The organism is Ponticoccus litoralis (assembly GCF_039769985.1).
Lineage (GTDB): Bacteria > Pseudomonadota > Alphaproteobacteria > Rhodobacterales > Rhodobacteraceae > Ponticoccus > Ponticoccus litoralis.
Map to the genome: position 1 here is coordinate 2,403,783 of NZ_JBDNCH010000002.1, position 16,552 is coordinate 2,420,334.

Consider the following 16,552-nt stretch of genomic DNA (forward strand, 5'->3'; position numbering starts at 1 on the left):
AGGCGCGTGTGGACCTTTTCAGCGCGGCGGTGCTGGCCGCCACCATCCCGGCGGTGATTTTCGCAGGCATCTCCAAGGGCGGTTTCGGCTCTGGCGTGGCCTTTGCAAGCTCCTCGATTCTGGCGGTCCTGCTGCCCCCGGCGGTGGCGGTGGGGCTGATGCTGCCGCTGCTGATGCTGATGGATGTGCAGGGGCTGGTGGCCTACTGGCGGCAATGGGACTGGCCGGTGTCCCGGGTCCTGCTTTTGGGCGCCGTGCCGGGGACGGTGCTGGGCGCGCTGTTCTGGGCCTCCGCCGATCCGGACATGATCCGGCTGATCATCGGCGCCGTGGCGCTGGTCTTCGTGGCCTGGCAGGCGGCGCAGCAGCTGGGGCTGATCCGGCTGGGCGCGCGCTTCGGCGCGAAGACGGGGGTGGTCTCGGGCGTGGTGCTGGGCTTCACCAGCTTCGTCAGCCACGCCGGAGGGCCCGCGGCGGCGGTCTACATGCTGGGGCAGGGGCTGTCCAAGACCGCCTACCAGGCGACCACGGTGCTGGTCTTCTGGGCGGTGAACCTGTTCAAGTCGGGCTTCTACCTGGGCATGGGCATCTTCACGCGCGAGACGCTGCTTTTGGATCTGGTGCTGATCCCCTTCGCGTTGCTGGGAACCTGGGCGGGGATCAAGCTACACCACATGGTGTCCGAGCGGGTCTTCTACGGCATCACCTACGTGGCCCTGACCCTGACCGGGGCAAAGCTGGTCTGGGATGCGCTGAGCTGAGCGCCTGCGGGGACGGGCGGGGGCCAGCCCCCGCACCCCCGGGATATTTCCCGACAGAAGAAGGATGCGCGGCCTGCCTGTTTCTTCTGTCCGGAGATATCCCGGGGTGCGCGAGGGCTGAGGCGAAGCCGAACGCGCGCAGCCCCCGGCTTTCCGGGGAGAAGGGCGCGCAAGACCGGCCCCCTCTGGACGAAAGCGGCGCCGCGCCCTATCACCCCGCTCGACACCTGCCGCCCAAACGCCGCCGAAGGATACCCCCATGTCGCGCTATGACCCCGCCACCATCGAACCGAAATGGCAAGCCGCACTGGGACGAGGCCGAAACGTTCAAGGCCCGGCGCGAGGGCGACAAGCCCAAGTATTACGTGCTGGAGATGTTCCCCTATCCCTCGGGGCGCATCCACATCGGCCATGTGCGCAACTACACGATGGGCGACGTGATCGCGCGCTACAAGCGCAACACCGGGCACAACGTGCTGCACCCCATGGGCTTCGACGCCTTCGGCATGCCCGCCGAGAACGCGGCCATGGCCTCGGGCGGTCATCCGAAGGACTGGACCTACGGCAATATCGACACGATGGTCGGGCAGATGAAGCCGCTGGGCTTCTCGCTGGACTGGACGCGGATGTTCGCCACCTGCGACCCGGAGTACTACGGCCAGCAGCAGGCGCTGTTCCTCGACTTCCTCGAGGCGGGGCTGGTCTACCGCAAGAACGCCGTGGTGAACTGGGACCCGGTCGACATGACGGTTCTGGCCAACGAGCAGGTCGAGAACGGGCGCGGCTGGCGTTCCGGCGCGCTGGTCGAGCGCAAGGAGCTCACCCAGTGGTTCTTCAAGATCTCGGACTATTCCGAGGAACTGCTGGATGCGCTCGACAGCCTCGACAACTGGCCCGCCAAGGTCAAGCTGATGCAGGCCAACTGGATCGGGCGCTCGCGCGGCCTGCAGTTTGCCTTCTCGACCGTCGATGCGCCCGAGGGTTTCGACCGGATCGAGGTCTATACCACGCGGCCCGACACGCTGATGGGCGCCTCTTTCGTGGGCATCTCGCCGGATCACCCGCTGGCCAAGCACCTGGAGCAGGGTGACGCGGCGCTGGCGGCGTTCAATGCCGAATGTCGTCGCAGCGGCACCAGCGAGGAAGAGCTGGAGAAGGCCGAGAAGCGTGGCTACGACACCGGGCTGACCGTGCGCCATCCCTTCGATACCGCCCGGGAATTGCCCGTCTACGTCGCCAACTTCATCCTGATGGACTACGGCACCGGCGCGATCTTCGGTTGCCCGGCGCATGACCAGCGCGACCTCGACTTCGCGCGCAAATACGACCTGCCCGTGCGCTCGACCTATGTGCCGGCCACGGGCGAGGAGGGCAGCTTTGTCCTGCCCGAGGAGGGCGGCCCGGCCTATGTTCCGCCGAAGCCGGAAGCGGTGCGCTACATTAACGGTTTCGCCGGGGAAGAGGCGCAGACCGGCGAGCAGGGCGTCGATGCGGCCATCGCCTTCTGCGAGGAGAACGGCGTCGGACACGGCGTGACCAAGTTCCGCCTGCGCGACTGGGGGCTGTCCCGCCAGCGTTACTGGGGGTGCCCGATCCCGGTGGTGCATTGCGAGGCCTGCGGCGTGGTGCCCGAGAAGAAGGAAAACCTGCCGATCGAGCTGCCCTATGACGAGGACGGCACGGCGATCGACTTTTCCGTGCCCGGCAACCCGCTGGACCGCCACCCCTCGTGGCGCGACTGCGCCTGCCCGGCCTGCGGTGCGCCTGCCCGGCGCGAGACCGATACCATGGACACCTTCGTCGATTCCTCGTGGTACCAGGCGCGCTTCACCGCGCCGCGCGCGGATACGCCGACGGTGATGGAGGATGCCGCCTACTGGATGAACGTCGACCAGTACATCGGCGGCATCGAGCACGCGATCCTGCACCTGCTTTACGCGCGCTTCTTCTGCCGGGGCATGGTCAAGACCGGCCACCTGCCGGAGAAATCGGCCGAGCCCTTCGATGCGCTCTTCACGCAGGGCATGGTCACGCACGCGATCTTCCAGACCGAGGGCGCCAACGGTCGCCCGGTCTATCACTACCCAGAAGCGGTGGAGCTGCGCGACGGCAAGGCCTTCCTGAAGGAGGGCGGGGCCGAGGTGCAGATCATCCCCTCTGCCAAGATGTCGAAATCCAAGAACAACGTCGTCGACCCGGTGGCGATCATCGCCAGCTACGGCGCCGACACCGCGCGCTGGTTCGTGCTGTCGGACAGCCCGCCGGAGCGGGACGTGGAATGGACCGCATCGGGCGCCGAGGCCGCGCACAAGCATCTTGCCCGCGTCTACCGCATCGCCGCCGAGATCGCCGGGGGCGACGCGCCCTCGACGCAGGAGGACGCGGCGCTGGAGCGCGAGATGCACAGGGCGATCCACGACGTGACCATGGGCGTCGAGAGCTTCGGCTTCAACGCGGCCATCGCCAAACTGTATGCCTTCACCAATGCGCTGGCGAAGTCGCGCGCGGGTAAAGAGGTCAAGACCCGCGCCGCCAAGGTCCTTGCGCAGCTGATGTCGCCGATGACGCCGCATCTTGCGGAAGAGGTCTGGCAGATGCTGGGCGGCGAGGGGCTGGTGGCAGAGGCCGCCTGGCCCGTGGCCGACGAGGCGATGCTGGTCGACGACACGGTGACGCTGCCGATTCAGGTCAACGGCAAGCGGCGCGGCGAGATCGCCGTGCCCAAGGACATGCCCAAGGAAGAGGTTGAAAAGCTGGCGCTTGCGCATGAAGCTGTGGTGCGGGCCCTCGACGGGGGCTTGCCCAAGAAGCTGATCGTGGTGCCGGGGCGGATCGTGAATGTGGTCGTTTGATCGAAGAACCCTGCTGCTGGGCGCCCTTGGTCTGGGTGCCTGCGGCTTTTCGCCCGTCTATGGCCCCGGCGGCAGCGGCGACGCCCTGCACGACGCGGTGCTGCTGGAGGCGCCCGAAACGACAGAGGCCTACCTTTACAGCCGCCGCTTCGAAGAGCGGCTGGGCCGGGCCGCCGCATCCGCGCCCTACCGGCTGTCGGTGACCTTCGAGATCGAGGAAAGCGCCGTGGGCAGCACCTCGGCGGGCGAGGACACGCGCTATCGCCTGATCGGGCGCGCGCGCTTTCGCCTGATCGAGGTGGCGACCGGGCAGCAGGTGCATTCGGCCGCGACCAATGCCTTCACCGGCTATTCCACCACCGGCTCGACCGTCGCGACCCGCGCCTCCGAGCGCGCGGCGCGCGAGCGACTGATGACCATGCTGGCGGATCAGACCGTCGACGACCTGGTGCTGGCGGCGGACGACTTCGTCGGATGAAGCTTTCGCCGCGCGACGCCAATGCCTTCTTTCGCAGGCCCGATCCCGCCGTTCCGGCGCTGCTGATCTATGGCGACGACCCGATGCGCGTGGCGATGAAGCGGCAGGAGGTGGTCGGCGCCGTCGTCGGGCCGCAGGGCGAGGAAGAGATGCGGCTGACCCGCCTGCCGGGGGCAGAGCTGCGCAAGGATCCCTCGGGGCTTCTGGACGCGGTCAAGGCGCAGGGCTTCTTTCCCGGCGCCCGTGCCGTGCTGGTCGAAGAGGCCACGGACGGGCTGACCAAGACCTTCGAGGCGGCGCTTCAGGACTGGCGCGAGGGTGACGCGATGATCGTTGCCACGGCGGGCGGGCTGAAGGGCTCTTCCTCGCTGCGCAAGCTGTTCGAGAAGCACCGCACGGCGCGGGTGGCGGGGCTTTACAACGATCCCATGGGCCGCGACGAGATCCGGGAAGAGCTGAAGCGCGCCGGGCTGACCGACGTGGGCCGCGACGCCATGGGTGCGCTGGAGGCGCTGGCGCGGGTGCTGACGCCGGGCGATTTCCGCCAGACGCTGGAAAAGGTGGCGCTTTACAAGCTGGACGATACGGAGCCGCTCTCGGTCGAAGAGGTGGAACTGAACGCCCCCGCCTCGATCGAGGCCGAGATGGACGAGGTCTTTCACATCCTTGCCGAGGGCCGGACGGGCGATATTGCCCGGGTCATGCAGCGGCTGGAGGCGCAGGGCGTCGCCCCGGTGACGCTGCTGATCATGGGCACGCGGCATTTCCGCCTGCTCTATGCCATCGCCTCGGCCCCCGGTGGGCCTGCGCAGGGCATCGGGTCGGTGCGTCCGCCGCTCTTCGGCCCGCGCCGCGACCGGATGCTGCGGCAGGCGCAGGGCTGGCCGCTGGACCGGCTGGAGGGCGCGCTGGGTGTGCTGATGGACACCGACCTGAAGCTGCGCTCTGCCGGGCAGCGGGCCCCGGCCATGGCGCTGGTCGAGCGCGCCTTCGTGCGCCTTGCGGTGATGGGCGCCCGGCGCTAGCGCGCGGTTGTCGCGGGCGGTCACTGCGAAACATCGAGGTCACCGGGGCAGGGGGGCGGCTGCCGCGCCGGGGTTCGCGGCCTGCCATGCTGTTGCCTGCGGAGGCCGCGCCGGGGTTCGCGCGGCCCCAGCGGCACCCATGCTCGGGCGCGGCCCGTCCACCTGCCGGAGGCCGGATCACGACAGAAACCGCCGGGCATATCCAGCCTTTGCCCATCGCCGTGACCCCGCCGCGACGGGACAGCGCCGAGGGCGCGGCGGGCGGTCGGCGTTTCAGGCCCGGGGCCGGGCAGGTCAGCCATTGTCGGTGACGTTTTCCTTGAAGGCCTTGTCGAAGGCGGCCTGCTTCTCGGGTCCGGCCTCGGTCTGCTGCGCGGCCTTCCAGTCGTCGTAGGGCATGCCGTAGAAGATCTCGCGCGCGTCCTCCTTGCCCATCTCGAGGCCGCGCTCTGTCGCGGCCTCCTGATACCAGCGGCTCAGGCAGTTGCGGCAGAAGCCCGCGAGGTTCATCAGGTCGATGTTCTGCACCTCGGGCCGGTCCTCCATCAGGTGCTGGCGCAGGCGGCGGAAGGCGGCGGCTTCGAGTTCGGTGCGGGTCTGGTCGTCCATGGTGCGTCCTCCTTGGTCGCTTGGTCTGTGGCGTAGCGCGCCCGGATGGGCCGGGCGTCCCGTCAGTCCGGAACCTGCGCCAGCGCGCGGGTCAGAAGGTCGGCAAGCCGGTCCCCCCAATGCGCCTGAGCGGTTTCGGTTTCGATCAGGTCGTTGCGGATTTCCAGCAGCGTGTTCAGCCGCCCGTGCTTCAGCGCGTGGCGGTCGATGGCATCGCCGGGCAGGTGGCCGGGGTAGGGCTCGTTGCGCCCGACGACCAGATCCGGCTCGGCTTCCAGCAGGGCGATCAGCGGATCGGAGAGGCGCGCGTCCCACGCATGCAGCACGCCGACGTGCCATGGCCGCGTCGGGCGGCCCCGCAACTGTCGCGTGAAGGAATGGACCGAGACGATGGCCACGTCCTCGCGCCGCGCCGCCAGCCCTTCGAGGGCGCGGTGGTAGGGGCGGTGGTAGGCCTCGATCCGCCGGGCCTTCTCGGCTGCATCCGCATGGCGGTTGGCCGGGATGACCGAGCCGTCGTAGAGCTTCATCAGCAGGGTCGGGTCGTCCTCGCCCCGGTTCGGGTCGATCACGAGGCGCGAGAAATCCGACAGCACCACCGGCGCGCCAAGCGCCGCGCCAAGCGCGCGCGCCACCCCGGCGGCGCCCACGTCATAGGCAATGTGGCGCGCCATATCGCCATCGGGCAGCCCCAGCGTGCCGCCCAGTTCCGGCGGAACGGTATTGGCGGCATGATCGCAGGTGATCAGGAAGCGGCTCTGCCGCCCCTCTCCCTCGACCCGGAACGGGCAATATGTCATGGTTTCTTCATCCATCGCCCGCTAGACATAAGCAAGTTGCGCGGCAAAGGGAATTGCGGGATAAACGCCGCGACGTTAGCGGTAACTCAAGGCCCGCAGGGTCTCCGGGATGCCGCCTGACAGCCAGACGCAGAACCCGGACCGCCACAGTTCACCCCGCCGCCGCACCGGGCAAGGAGACTTCATGAAACGCGACCGACACGTCAAGATCGTGGCCACGCTGGGCCCGTCCTCTTCCACCTACGAGATGATCCGTGCCCTGCACGAGGCCGGGGCGGACGTCTTCCGCCTGAACATGAGCCACGGCAGCCACGAAGAGATCGAAGAGCGGCACAAGATCATCCGGCAGGTCGAGAAGGATCTCAACAGCCCGATCGCCATCCTTGCCGACCTTCAGGGGCCGAAGCTGCGCGTGGGCGAGTTCGAGAACGGCTCGGAAGACCTTGAGTGGGGGCAGGAGTTCCGGCTCGACCTCGACAAGACGCCGGGCACGGCGAAGCGCGTGCAGCTGCCGCACCCCGAGATCTTCGAGGCGCTGGAACCGGGATCGACCCTGCTGGTCAACGACGGCAAGATCCGCCTGAAAGTGGCGGATTGCACCAAGGATCACGCCAATTGCATCGTCGAGGCGGGCGGCACGATCTCGAACCGCAAGGGCGTGAACGTGCCCGACGTGGTGCTGCCGGTGGCGGCGCTGTCCGACAAGGACCGGCGCGATCTGGAGTTTGTCTGCCAGCTTGGCGTCGACTGGCTGGCGCTCAGCTTCGTGCAGCGCGCCCGCGACGTGCAGGAGGCGCGTGACCTCGCCAATGGCCGGGCCTCGATCATCGCCAAGATCGAAAAGCCCTCGGCGGTGCGCGAATTCGACAGCATCCTCGCGGTGTCCGACGGCATCATGGTGGCGCGCGGCGATCTGGGGGTGGAGCTGCCGGTGCATTCGGTGCCGCCGATCCAGAAACGGCTGGTGCGCAAGTGCCGCGCGGCGGCGCGCCCGGTGATCGTGGCGACGCAGATGCTGGAATCGATGATCGAATCGCCGATGCCGACGCGGGCCGAAGTGTCCGACGTCTCGGGCGCCATCTACGAGGGCACCGACGCGATCATGCTCTCGGCGGAATCTGCGGTACGGTCAGTACCCCATCGAGGCGGTGCAGACGATGAACAACGTCGCCGTCTCCGTGGAATGCGATCCGACCTACCGCGACGTGATCGAGGCCTCGCGCCACGCCGACCGCAAGACCGTGGCCGACGGCATCGTCGCCGCCACGCGCGAGATTGCCGAGACCACGGACATCAAGGCGATCTGCTGCTTCACCTCCTCGGGCAACACCGCCGTCCTGGTGGCGCGCGAACGGCCGCGGGTGCCGATCATCGCGCTGACCAGCCAGCGCGGCACGGCGCGCAAGCTGTCGCTGAGCTGGGGTGTGCAGACCGTCATGACCGGCGAGCTGGAACGCTTCAAGCAGGCGGTGGTGAACGCGGCGCGGGCCGCCCGAGCCGAAGGCTATGCCGGCCCCGACGACCAGATCGTGGTGACGGCGGGTGTGCCCTTCAACACCACCGGGACCACGAACATCCTGCGCGTGGCGCCCTGCGACGAGCGTTTGATCTACTCGACCGATCCCGAGTAACCTGTCCTCCGAGGCCCCCGGCGGGCCTCGGGACAAGGAGCGACGGGGCAGGGATGGACAACGACGTGGCCTTGGTGACCGGCCTCGGGTTGATGGTGCTGTCGCTGCCTTCGATCATCGCCGCCTGGTCGGACCGGTGCGCGCCGCGTACCGGGGTCGTGGCACTTCTGGCGGGCGGCGGCCTTGTGCTCTGGGCCGCGTTGCGCAGGCCCGGCGGCTTCAGGCTGACGGAAATACCCGAGGTGCTCTACGGTGTGATCGCCCGGCTGCTGTGACCACGGGCCGAATTCTTTCAAAGAATTCGGCCCGTTTTCCGTCGCGGAAAACGCCTGCGCTTCCCGGCGCCGGCACCGCCCCTCGCCAGCCCGCGGTGGTCCTGCGGTCAGGGGGCCGCGTCGAGAGCAGGATCTCGCCTTCGCAGGGCGCGCAGCCCCCTGCCCGCAGGGCGAATCGCACAGCGGCCCGGCGACGCGGCGGGGTGGGGCACTGGGGCTCGACGCCTTGCCTTGTCGCATCCCATCCTGGATAAGCCGCAGGGTGGCCCGCGCGCCGCGCCACCCCGATCTGCCCCTTGCCAAACCGCCCCCACGCCTCTATACGGCCCGCTCCAACCGCGCGTCCGGCTCAAGCGGCATGCCGAGTCGCGTCAAGAACAGGAGAACCGAAATGCCCAAGATGAAGACCAAGTCGAGCGCCAAGAAGCGCTTCAAGGTTACGGCCACCGGCAAGGTTGTCGCAGGTCAGGCCGGCAAGCGCCACGGCATGATCAAGCGCACCACGAAATTCATCCGCGACGCTCGCGGCACCACCACGCTGTCCGCCCCCGACGCCAAGATCGTCAAGGGCTACATGCCCTACGACCGCTAATCAGGAGGATCCAGCATGTCCCGAGTCAAGAGCGGAACCGTCACGCACGCGCGTCACAAGAAGGTCATCAAGGCAGCCAAGGGCTACTATGGCCGTCGCAAGAACACCTTCAAGGTCGCGGCACAGGCCGTCGACAAGGCCAACCAGTACGCCACGCGCGACCGTCGCAACCGCAAGCGCAACTTCCGCGCGCTGTGGATCCAGCGGATCAACGCCGCCGTCCGCGCACATGACGAATCGCTGACCTATTCGCGCTTCATCAACGGCCTGTCGCTGGCCGGCATCGAAGTCGACCGCAAGGTTCTGGCGGATCTCGCCGTGCACGAGCCCGAGGCCTTCGCGGCCATCGTGGATCAGGCCAAGGGCGCTCTGCCCGCCTAAGTCTTTCACGGCATGACATTCGGAAAGCCCGGGACCCCGCGTCCCGGGCTTTCTTGCGTTTCGGGCGGGCGGGAAGGCGTTCCGCTTGGGGCGCGCGCAAAAGGAACGGGGCGTCACGGAAAGACGCCGCAATCGAAAGGGGAAGACACCGGAGGGTCTGCCCAGCGAAGGGCAGTGTCACCAAGGGGGCGGCGCGCCGAAGGGCGGGCTCAGCGAAGCGTGGGGTCCGCCGCCCGGATGGCCTCTGCCACCAGCGCCGCGATCCGGCGCGAGCCTTCGGGCGAGGGGTGGATGCGGTCGCTGTCGAACATCGCCGGGTCCGAGGTCGCGATGACGTCTCCCATGTCGACCATCAGCACGGCGGGCATGATTGCGGCCATCCGCCCTAGTCGTTGCTCCATATCGGCATAGAGCCGCGCGCAGGCTGTGCCCGCGAACTTCGGCGAGGTGTAATAGTCGGCCCAGACCACGCGAGAGCCCCGTGCGGTCAGGCCGCGCACCAGGTTGGGGATCGCCCCCTTGCTGCCGTCCGGTGTGATCAGCGCCTCCAGCATGCCCTGGTTGGCGCGCCCGCAACCGATGCCCAGATCGTTGGCGCCGCCGTTCACCACGACCCAGGGCGCGTCCAGCCCCCCGACCTGCCGCGCGATGTTCAGCGGCCCCGCACCGGTCACACCGCTGACACTGGCATAGGGCAGCGAGACGTCGCCGACCGGCACATCCAGCGCCCGCGACAGCCCGTCCGCGACAGATGCGCCCTCGACCCGGTTCCAGGCCATCACCGAGATCGCCCGCGACGACCACGCGGGCATCGTCGGGCACGCCGCGCCCGCAGGCGCCGAGGGTCAGGGCAAGAAACAAAAGGCCGATACGCAGCATGTGGGGTGCCTTTCCATGGGGTCCGTGACCAATGGTGGTCCGGCGACCCCGGGGATCAAGCGCCCGAGGCGTCCGCACAGCCTTGCCCTTGACCTCGGGCGGCGATACTTCGGCAGGCGACAGCCGAAGGAGACCCCGATGGACGACCTGCGCCAGAAATATCTCGACCTGATCGCCGGGGCCGGTGACGAATCCGCGCTGGAGGACCTGCGCGTCGCCGCCGTGGGCAAGAAGGGCGAGGTCAGCCTGCGGATGCGCGAGCTGGGCAAGATGACGCCCGAGGAACGCCAGACGGCGGGCCCGGCGCTGAACGCGCTGAAGGACGAGATCAACTCTGCCCTCGCCGCCAAGAAGGCCGCCCTGGGCGATGCCGCGCTGGAAGAGCGCCTGCGCAGCGAATGGCTGGACGTGACTCTGCCGGGCCGCCCGCAGCGGATGGGCAGCATCCACCCGGTCAGCCAGGTCATGGAAGAGATCACCGCGATCTTCGCCGACATGGGCTTTTCGGTCGCGGAAGGCCCGCAGATCGACAGCGACTGGTACAACTTCGACGCGCTGAACATCCCCGGCCACCACCCGGCGCGGGCCGAGATGGACACCTTTTACATGCACCGCGCCGAGGATGACGAGCGCGCCCCGCATGTGCTGCGCACGCATACCTCGCCGGTGCAGATCCGCCACATGGAGGCGCATGGTGCGCCCTGCCGGATCATCTGCCCGGGCCGCGTCTACCGCGCCGATTACGACCAGACCCACACGCCGATGTTCCACCAGGTCGAGGGGCTGGCCATCGACAAGGACATCTCGATGGCGAACCTCAAGTGGGTGCTGGAAGAGTTCTTCTCGGCCTTCTTCGAGACGCCGGGCATCAAGACCCGTTTCCGCGCCTCGCATTTCCCCTTCACCGAGCCCTCGGCAGAGGTCGACATCCAGTGCTCGTGGGAGGGCGGCCAGCTGAAGATCGGCGAGGGCGACGACTGGCTCGAAGTCCTCGGCTCCGGCATGGTGCATCCCAAGGTGCTGAAGGCGGCGGGTGTGGATCCCGAGCAGTGGCAGGGCTTTGCCTTCGGCATGGGAATCGACCGGATCGCCATGCTGAAATACGGTATCCCCGACCTGCGCGCCTTCTTCGACAGCGACCTGCGCTGGCTGCGCCACTACGGCTTTGCCTCGCTGGACGTGCCGACGCTGCACGCGGGCCTGTCGCGCTGAGCAGCGACCGCCTCTCCTGACCGCGGGGGGCTATGGGACGCTGGCCCTGCCGCCGGGTCTTGGAACAACCACTCAACGCCCCCGAACAGCCTTCGGGGGCGTTTGCGCATGTGGCGCGGGGTGCATGGGGTATGCGACTGTAAGGCAAACCCGGGATGCATAGGGACACGCCATGCCGCTTTTTTCCCACGAGAACCGTGACCGCAATCCCGAGACACGGCGGGTCTACGCCCTGTTCGAGCTGGTCTATACCTTCGTCGACTTCGCGGCGGCGGTCTGTTTCACCATCGGATCGGTGATGTTCTTCCGCGACAGCCTGATGACGGTCGCGACATGGTTCTTCACGGTGGGCTCGGTCTTCTTCATGGCCAAGCCGACGCTGCGGCTGGTGCGGGAGCTGAAGCTGGCCGCCATGGGCGACGCCGACGACCTCGCGGACCGCTACCAATCCTGACGCGCCGTTTTCTTTCGAAGAAAACGGTCCGAAGTCCGTCGCGGACTTCGCCCCTGCGAGGGGGCGGGCCGGGTGCCTCTTTCCTCCCCGGGGCGCATCCGCTAAGCACGGCGCAACACGCAGTCACCCGGGGACCGGACCCATGAAATTCACGCTTTCCTGGCTCAAGGAGCACCTCGACACCACGGCCTCTGTGGACGAGATCGCCGAGACCCTGACCGACCTCGGGCTCGAGGTCGAGGGGGTCGAGAACCCTGCCGCCAAGCTGGCGGGCTTCACGCTGGCCAAGGTGCAGAGCGCCGAGCAGCATCCCGACGCCGACCGCCTGCGCGTCTGCCAGGTGGAAACCGACGAGGGTGTGAAGCAGATCGTCTGCGGCGCGCCCAACGCGCGCGAAGGCATCACCGTGGTGCTGGCCAAGCCCGGCGACTACGTGCCCGGCATCGACGTGACCCTGTCGGTGGGCAACATCCGCGGCGTCGAGAGCCATGGCATGATGGCCTCGGAGCGCGAGCTGGAACTCAGCGACGAACACAACGGCATCATCGAGCTGCCCTCGGGCACCGTTGGGCAGAGGTTCACCGACTGGCTGGCCGAGAACGATCCGGCCAAGGTCGACCCGGTGATCGAGATCGCCATCACGCCGAACCGGCAGGATGCGCTGGGGGTGCATGGCATCGCGCGCGACCTGGCGGCGCGGGGCCTTGGCACGCTGAAGCCGATGAAGGAAGGCTACGTCAAGGGCAGCTTCCCCTGTCCGATCACCGTCACCATCGACGAGGACACGCGCACCGACGGCTGCGAGGTCTTCGCGGGGCGGCTGATCCGGGGCGTCACCAATGGCCCCAGCCCGAAGTGGCTGCAGGACCGGCTGCGCGCCATCGGGCTGCGCTCGATTTCCGCGCTGGTGGATATCACCAACTTCTTCACCCACGACCGCAACCGCCCGCTGCACGTCTTCGATGCCGACAAGGTCAAGGGCAGCGCGCTGCGCGTGCACCGCACCGGGGGCGGCGAGACGCTGGTGGGGCTGGACGAGAAGACCTATACCTTCGGCACCGGGCAGGTGGTGATCTCTGACGCCGAAGGCATCGAATCCATCGGCGGTATCATGGGCGGGCTGGAAACCGGCTGCACCGAGGCCACGACCAATGTCTTCCTCGAAGCCGCCGTCTGGGACCGCATCCAGATCGCCCATACGGGCCGCGCGCTGAAGATCAACTCGGACGCGCGCTATCGCAACGAGCGTGGCATCGACCCCGAGTACAACATGCAGGCCATGGAGGACGCGGCGCAGATGATCCTCGACCTCTGCGGCGGCGAGGCCTCGGAGGTGGTGGTGGCGGGCTATGTTCCCGATACCGCGCGCGCCTACCGGCTGGACCCGGCGCGGGTGGTGTCTCTGGTCGGCATGGAGATCCCGGAATCGACCCAGCGCCAGACCCTGACCGCGCTCGGCTTCCGGATGGAAGGCAACATGGCGCATGTGCCCTCGTGGCGGCCCGACATCCTCGGCGAGGCGGACCTGGTGGAAGAGGTGGCGCGCATCGCCTCGCTGACCAAGCTGAAGGGCAAGCCGCTGCCGCGCACCATCGCGGGCGTTCCCGGCCCGATCCTCTCGCCGCAGCAGAAGCGCGAGCGCGTGGCGCGGCGCACGGCGGCGGCGCTGGGGTACAACGAATGCGTGACCTACAGCTTCATCGACCGGGACTCGGCGGCGCTGTTCGGCGGCGGTGACGACGCGACGATGCTGGCCAACCCGATCTCGTCCGAGATGAGCCACATGCGGCCCGCGCTGCTGCCGGGCCTGTTGCAGGCGGCGGCCCGCAACCAGGCGCGCGGCTTCATGGATCTTGCGCTGTTCGAGCTGGGCGCGGCCTTCACCGGCGGCGAGCCGGGCGAGCAGCACCAGCAGATCTCGGGCCTTTTGGTCGGGCGCACCGGGCCCAAGGACGTGCATGGCGCCGCGCGGGCGGTGGATCTCTACGACGCCAAGGCGGATGCCGAGGCGGTGCTGGCGGCCATCGGCGCGCCCGCCGGGATGCAGATCCTGCGCGGCGGGTCCGACTGGTGGCACCCGGGGCGGCACGGCATGTTCTGCCTTGGCCCCAAGAAGGTGCTGGGCGTCTTCGGCGAGCTGCACCCCGTGGTGCTGAAGGCGATGGACGTGAAGGGGCCGGTGGTGGGCTTCACCATCTGGCCGGACGCGGTGCCGCTGCCGCGCAAGGCGGGTGCGACCCGGCAGGCGCTGGTGCTGCGCGACCTTCAGGCGGTCGAGCGCGACTTTGCCTTTGTCGTGGATGCCGATGTGCAGGCGCTGGATCTGGTCAACGCGGCGCAGGGCGCCGACAAGGGGCTGATCGAGGAGGTGCGCGTCTTCGACGAGTTCATCGGCGGGTCGCTGGGCGAGGGCAAGAAGAGCCTTGCCATCACCGTGCGCCTGCAGCCGACGGACAAGACGCTGAAGGAAAAGGACATCGAGGCGGTCGCCGCGAAGATCGTCGAGAAGGTGACCAAGGCCACCGGGGGCGTGCTGCGCGGCTGACCCCGTGCCATCGAGATGAGAAAGGCCCGGTCGATGGACCGGGCCTTTTTGCCTTGGGCGGTCTGCGGGCGGGCTGCGCCGGGGCAGGGGCTGCGATGCGCCTGTGGCTGCGGCGGAGGGGGCGCTGCCCCCGCCCTTCGGGCCCCCCGAGGTATTTTCCGGACCAAAGAAGGGCTGGGCGGTTTGTCCGGTGATGGGCCGGGGCCGGGCGGGTTTGCGACAGTTGAAGGGCCGCATGGCCTCTCTGCGGGCGGGCGGCGCCTGAGGTCTCGGCGCCGCCCTTCGGGGTCCTGTCTTAGCCCAGAAGGCGGCGGGCGATGACCTGGGCCTGGATCTCGGCAGCGCCTTCGAAGATGTTCAGGATGCGCGCGTCGCAGAGGATGCGGCTGACCGTGTATTCCAGCGCGAAGCCGTTGCCGCCGTGGATCTGCAGCGCGTTGTCTAGCCGAGGCCCAGTGCCACGCGGGCGCCGAGCAGCTTGGCCATGCCGGCCTCGAGGTCGCAGCGGTGGCCGTGGTCCTTTTCCCGTGCCGAGAAATAGGTCAGCTGGCGCGCGATCATCAGTTCGACCGCCATCATCGCCAGCTTGCCCGAGACGCGGGGGAAGGCGATCAGCGGCTTGCCGAACTGCTTGCGGTCCTGCGCGTATGTCATGCCGACATCCAGCGCCGATTGCGCCACGCCGATGGCGCGGGCGGCGGTCTGGATGCGGGCGCTTTCGAAGGTCTCCATGAGCTGCTTGAAGCCCTTGCCCTCTTCGCCGCCCAGCAGGTTCTCTGCCTTGACCTTGAAGCCGTCGAAGCCGAGCTCGTATTCCTTCATGCCGCGGTAGCCCAGAACCTCGATCTCGCCGCCGGTCATGCCCTCGGTCGGGAAGGGGTTGGCGTCGTCGCCGGGGGTCTTCTCGGCGATGAACATCGACAGACCCTTGTAGTTGTCCGTCGCGGGATCGGTGCGGGCCAGCAGCGTCATGATATGCGTGCGCGCGGCATGGGTGATCCAGGTCTTGTTGCCGGTGACCTCGTAGTCGCCCTCGGCGTTCTTCACCGCGCGGGTGCGCAGCGCGCCAAGGTCGGAGCCGGTGTTGGGTTCGGTAAAGACCGCCGTGGGCAGGATTTCCCCGCTGGCGATCCCGGGCAGCCACTTCTGTTTCTGCTCGTCCGTGCCGCCCGCGATGATCAGCTCTGCGGCGATCTCGGAGCGGGTGCCGAGGCTGCCCACGCCGATGTAGCCGCGCGAGAGTTCCTCGGAGACCACGCACATCGAGGCCTTGGACAGGCCGAAGCCGCCGAGGTCCTCGGGGATGGTCAGGCCGAAGACGCCCATCTCGGCCAGTTCCTCGATCACCTCCATGGGGATCAGCTCGTCCTTGAGGTGCCATTCGTGGGCGTGGGGTTCCACCTTCTCGACGGCGAAGCGGCGGAACTGCTCGCGGATCATCTCGAGCTCTTCGTCGAGACCGGTCCGGCCCACGGTGATCTCTGCCGCGCGTTCCTGCATCAGCTCGACCAGCCGGGTGCGGGCGGCCTGGGTATTGCCGCGCTGGGTCAGCGTCATCACCGCCTCGGTCATCAGCCCGTGCATGTCGTCCTGCGCGAGCCCCATGTCCTGAAGGCGCACGAGTTCGCCCTGGTTCATCTGGATGCCGCCGTAGACCTGCCAGAGGTATTCGCCGAAGGCGATCTGCAGGATCAGCTCCTCGACCTCGCCGAAGGTACCGGCCGCGGTCAGCCGTTCCGCCCATTTGTGCATCTGGCGCAGCGCTTCGAGGTAGGTGGCCAGCCAGGCCAGCCCGTGGCAGGCGGTCTGGTTCTCTTCCACCAGCGCGCCGGAGACCCGGCCCTCGGCGCTGACCATGTCCCGGACACGGGCACGCGCGGTTTCGAAGACCGCTTCGACCGGGGCAATGGCCGCGCCGGTCAGGGTCAGGAGGTCGGGCAGGGTCACGCTGCCAAGGCTCGGGTCTTGTCCGTCATGGGCCATGAATCGCTTCCTTCTGTTCGGGTCCTGCCGGTCCTAGCCATTTTGCAAGTGCAGCGCAACAAAAATACCCGTTTG

The 16,552-nt window shown here is 68.2% G+C and carries 12 protein-coding genes and 3 pseudogenes; 11 read left to right on the top strand and 4 right to left on the bottom strand.

Annotation, left to right across the window (positions count from 1 at the left end; all coding sequences use genetic code 11):
- Positions 1 to 8: 8 nt before the first annotated feature.
- The 4 genes and pseudogenes from ABFB10_RS12970 (at position 9) to holA (ending at position 5,116) form a co-directional block, all read left to right on the top strand.
- Positions 9 to 761, top strand: a complete 753-nt coding sequence (locus tag ABFB10_RS12970; protein WP_347166829.1) for a sulfite exporter TauE/SafE family protein — start codon at positions 9 to 11, stop codon at positions 759 to 761.
- A gap of 259 nt (positions 762 to 1,020) precedes the next feature.
- Positions 1,021 to 3,613, top strand: a pseudogene (gene leuS / locus ABFB10_RS12975) (leucine--tRNA ligase).
- Positions 3,600 to 4,091 (top strand): LPS assembly lipoprotein LptE, encoded by a 492-nt coding sequence (gene lptE, locus ABFB10_RS12980; protein ID WP_347166830.1) that lies wholly within the window; start codon positions 3,600 to 3,602, stop codon positions 4,089 to 4,091. The pseudogene leuS and the gene lptE overlap by 14 nt, the downstream one beginning before the upstream one ends.
- Entirely contained in the window at positions 4,088 to 5,116 is a 1,029-nt protein-coding gene (holA, locus tag ABFB10_RS12985) for a DNA polymerase III subunit delta (protein WP_347166831.1), read from the top strand. Before lptE ends, holA begins: the two co-directional genes overlap by 4 nt.
- A 294-nt stretch (positions 5,117 to 5,410) precedes the next feature.
- Here holA and ABFB10_RS12990 read toward each other — a convergent pair whose 3' ends face one another.
- A complete protein-coding gene (locus ABFB10_RS12990) occupies positions 5,411 to 5,725 on the bottom strand; it encodes a DUF1244 domain-containing protein (RefSeq protein WP_347166832.1) in 315 nt (104 codons plus the stop codon).
- Between the two features lie 62 nt (positions 5,726 to 5,787).
- Positions 5,788 to 6,525: an N-formylglutamate amidohydrolase gene (locus tag ABFB10_RS12995; protein ID WP_347166833.1), complete on the bottom strand. Its 738-nt coding sequence runs from the start codon at positions 6,523 to 6,525 to the stop codon at positions 5,788 to 5,790.
- Between the two features lie 184 nt (positions 6,526 to 6,709).
- Here ABFB10_RS12995 and pyk point away from each other — a divergent pair.
- From pyk to rplT, 4 genes and pseudogenes are all read left to right on the top strand, one after another.
- A pseudogene (gene pyk, locus ABFB10_RS13000) lies at positions 6,710 to 8,156 on the top strand (pyruvate kinase).
- A 53-nt stretch (positions 8,157 to 8,209) separates the two neighbouring features.
- On the top strand, positions 8,210 to 8,431 hold the full coding sequence (locus tag ABFB10_RS13005) for a hypothetical protein (RefSeq protein ID WP_347166834.1): 222 nt from the start codon (positions 8,210 to 8,212) through the stop codon (positions 8,429 to 8,431).
- Between the two features lie 391 nt (positions 8,432 to 8,822).
- Complete coding sequence (gene rpmI / locus ABFB10_RS13010; protein ID WP_009504408.1) at positions 8,823 to 9,023, top strand: 50S ribosomal protein L35; 201 nt, start codon at positions 8,823 to 8,825, stop codon at positions 9,021 to 9,023.
- A gap of 15 nt (positions 9,024 to 9,038) precedes the next feature.
- The gene (gene rplT / locus ABFB10_RS13015) at positions 9,039 to 9,404 is read left to right on the top strand and encodes a 50S ribosomal protein L20 (RefSeq protein ID WP_023849604.1); all 366 of its coding nucleotides are present in this window, start codon (positions 9,039 to 9,041) and stop codon (positions 9,402 to 9,404) included.
- Positions 9,405 to 9,613: 209 nt separating this feature from the next.
- Here rplT and ABFB10_RS13020 read toward each other — a convergent pair whose 3' ends face one another.
- On the bottom strand, positions 9,614 to 10,216 hold the full coding sequence (locus ABFB10_RS13020; protein ID WP_347166835.1) for an SGNH/GDSL hydrolase family protein: 603 nt from the start codon (positions 10,214 to 10,216) through the stop codon (positions 9,614 to 9,616).
- Positions 10,217 to 10,421: 205 nt separating this feature from the next.
- On the opposite strand from ABFB10_RS13020, the gene pheS reads away from it, so the two are divergent.
- The 3 genes from pheS (at position 10,422) to pheT (ending at position 14,494) form a co-directional block, all read left to right on the top strand.
- A complete protein-coding gene (pheS, locus tag ABFB10_RS13025) occupies positions 10,422 to 11,495 on the top strand; it encodes a phenylalanine--tRNA ligase subunit alpha (RefSeq protein WP_347166836.1) in 1,074 nt (357 codons plus the stop codon).
- A gap of 172 nt (positions 11,496 to 11,667) precedes the next feature.
- Positions 11,668 to 11,949 carry a YrhK family protein gene (locus tag ABFB10_RS13030; RefSeq protein ID WP_347166837.1) on the top strand — a complete coding sequence of 94 codons (282 nt, stop codon included), beginning with the start codon at positions 11,668 to 11,670 and terminating at the stop codon, positions 11,947 to 11,949.
- Positions 11,950 to 12,091: 142 nt separating this feature from the next.
- Positions 12,092 to 14,494 carry a phenylalanine--tRNA ligase subunit beta gene (gene pheT / locus ABFB10_RS13035; RefSeq protein ID WP_347166838.1) on the top strand — a complete coding sequence of 801 codons (2,403 nt, stop codon included), beginning with the start codon at positions 12,092 to 12,094 and terminating at the stop codon, positions 14,492 to 14,494.
- Positions 14,495 to 14,789: 295 nt separating this feature from the next.
- Here pheT and ABFB10_RS13040 read toward each other — a convergent pair.
- Positions 14,790 to 16,477 (bottom strand): annotated as a pseudogene (locus ABFB10_RS13040) (acyl-CoA dehydrogenase family protein).
- Positions 16,478 to 16,552 lie beyond the last annotated feature (75 nt).

Bases quoted from the DNA above. Each gene is read 5' to 3' on its own strand.
- lptE (WP_347166830.1), top strand. From the start codon at position 3,600: ATGTGGTCGTTTGATCGAAGAACCCTGCTGCTGGGCGCCCTTGGTCTG.
- holA (WP_347166831.1), top strand. From the start codon at position 4,088: ATGAAGCTTTCGCCGCGCGACGCCAATGCCTTCTTTCGCAGGCCCGAT.
- ABFB10_RS12990 (WP_347166832.1), bottom strand. From the start codon at position 5,725: ATGGACGACCAGACCCGCACCGAACTCGAAGCCGCCGCCTTCCGCCGC.
- ABFB10_RS12995 (WP_347166833.1), bottom strand. From the start codon at position 6,525: ATGACATATTGCCCGTTCCGGGTCGAGGGAGAGGGGCGGCAGAGCCGC.
- ABFB10_RS13005 (WP_347166834.1), top strand. From the start codon at position 8,210: ATGGACAACGACGTGGCCTTGGTGACCGGCCTCGGGTTGATGGTGCTG.
- rpmI (WP_009504408.1), top strand. From the start codon at position 8,823: ATGCCCAAGATGAAGACCAAGTCGAGCGCCAAGAAGCGCTTCAAGGTT.
- rplT (WP_023849604.1), top strand. From the start codon at position 9,039: ATGTCCCGAGTCAAGAGCGGAACCGTCACGCACGCGCGTCACAAGAAG.
- ABFB10_RS13020 (WP_347166835.1), bottom strand. From the start codon at position 10,216: ATGCCCGCGTGGTCGTCGCGGGCGATCTCGGTGATGGCCTGGAACCGG.
- pheS (WP_347166836.1), top strand. From the start codon at position 10,422: ATGGACGACCTGCGCCAGAAATATCTCGACCTGATCGCCGGGGCCGGT.
- ABFB10_RS13030 (WP_347166837.1), top strand. From the start codon at position 11,668: ATGCCGCTTTTTTCCCACGAGAACCGTGACCGCAATCCCGAGACACGG.
- pheT (WP_347166838.1), top strand. From the start codon at position 12,092: ATGAAATTCACGCTTTCCTGGCTCAAGGAGCACCTCGACACCACGGCC.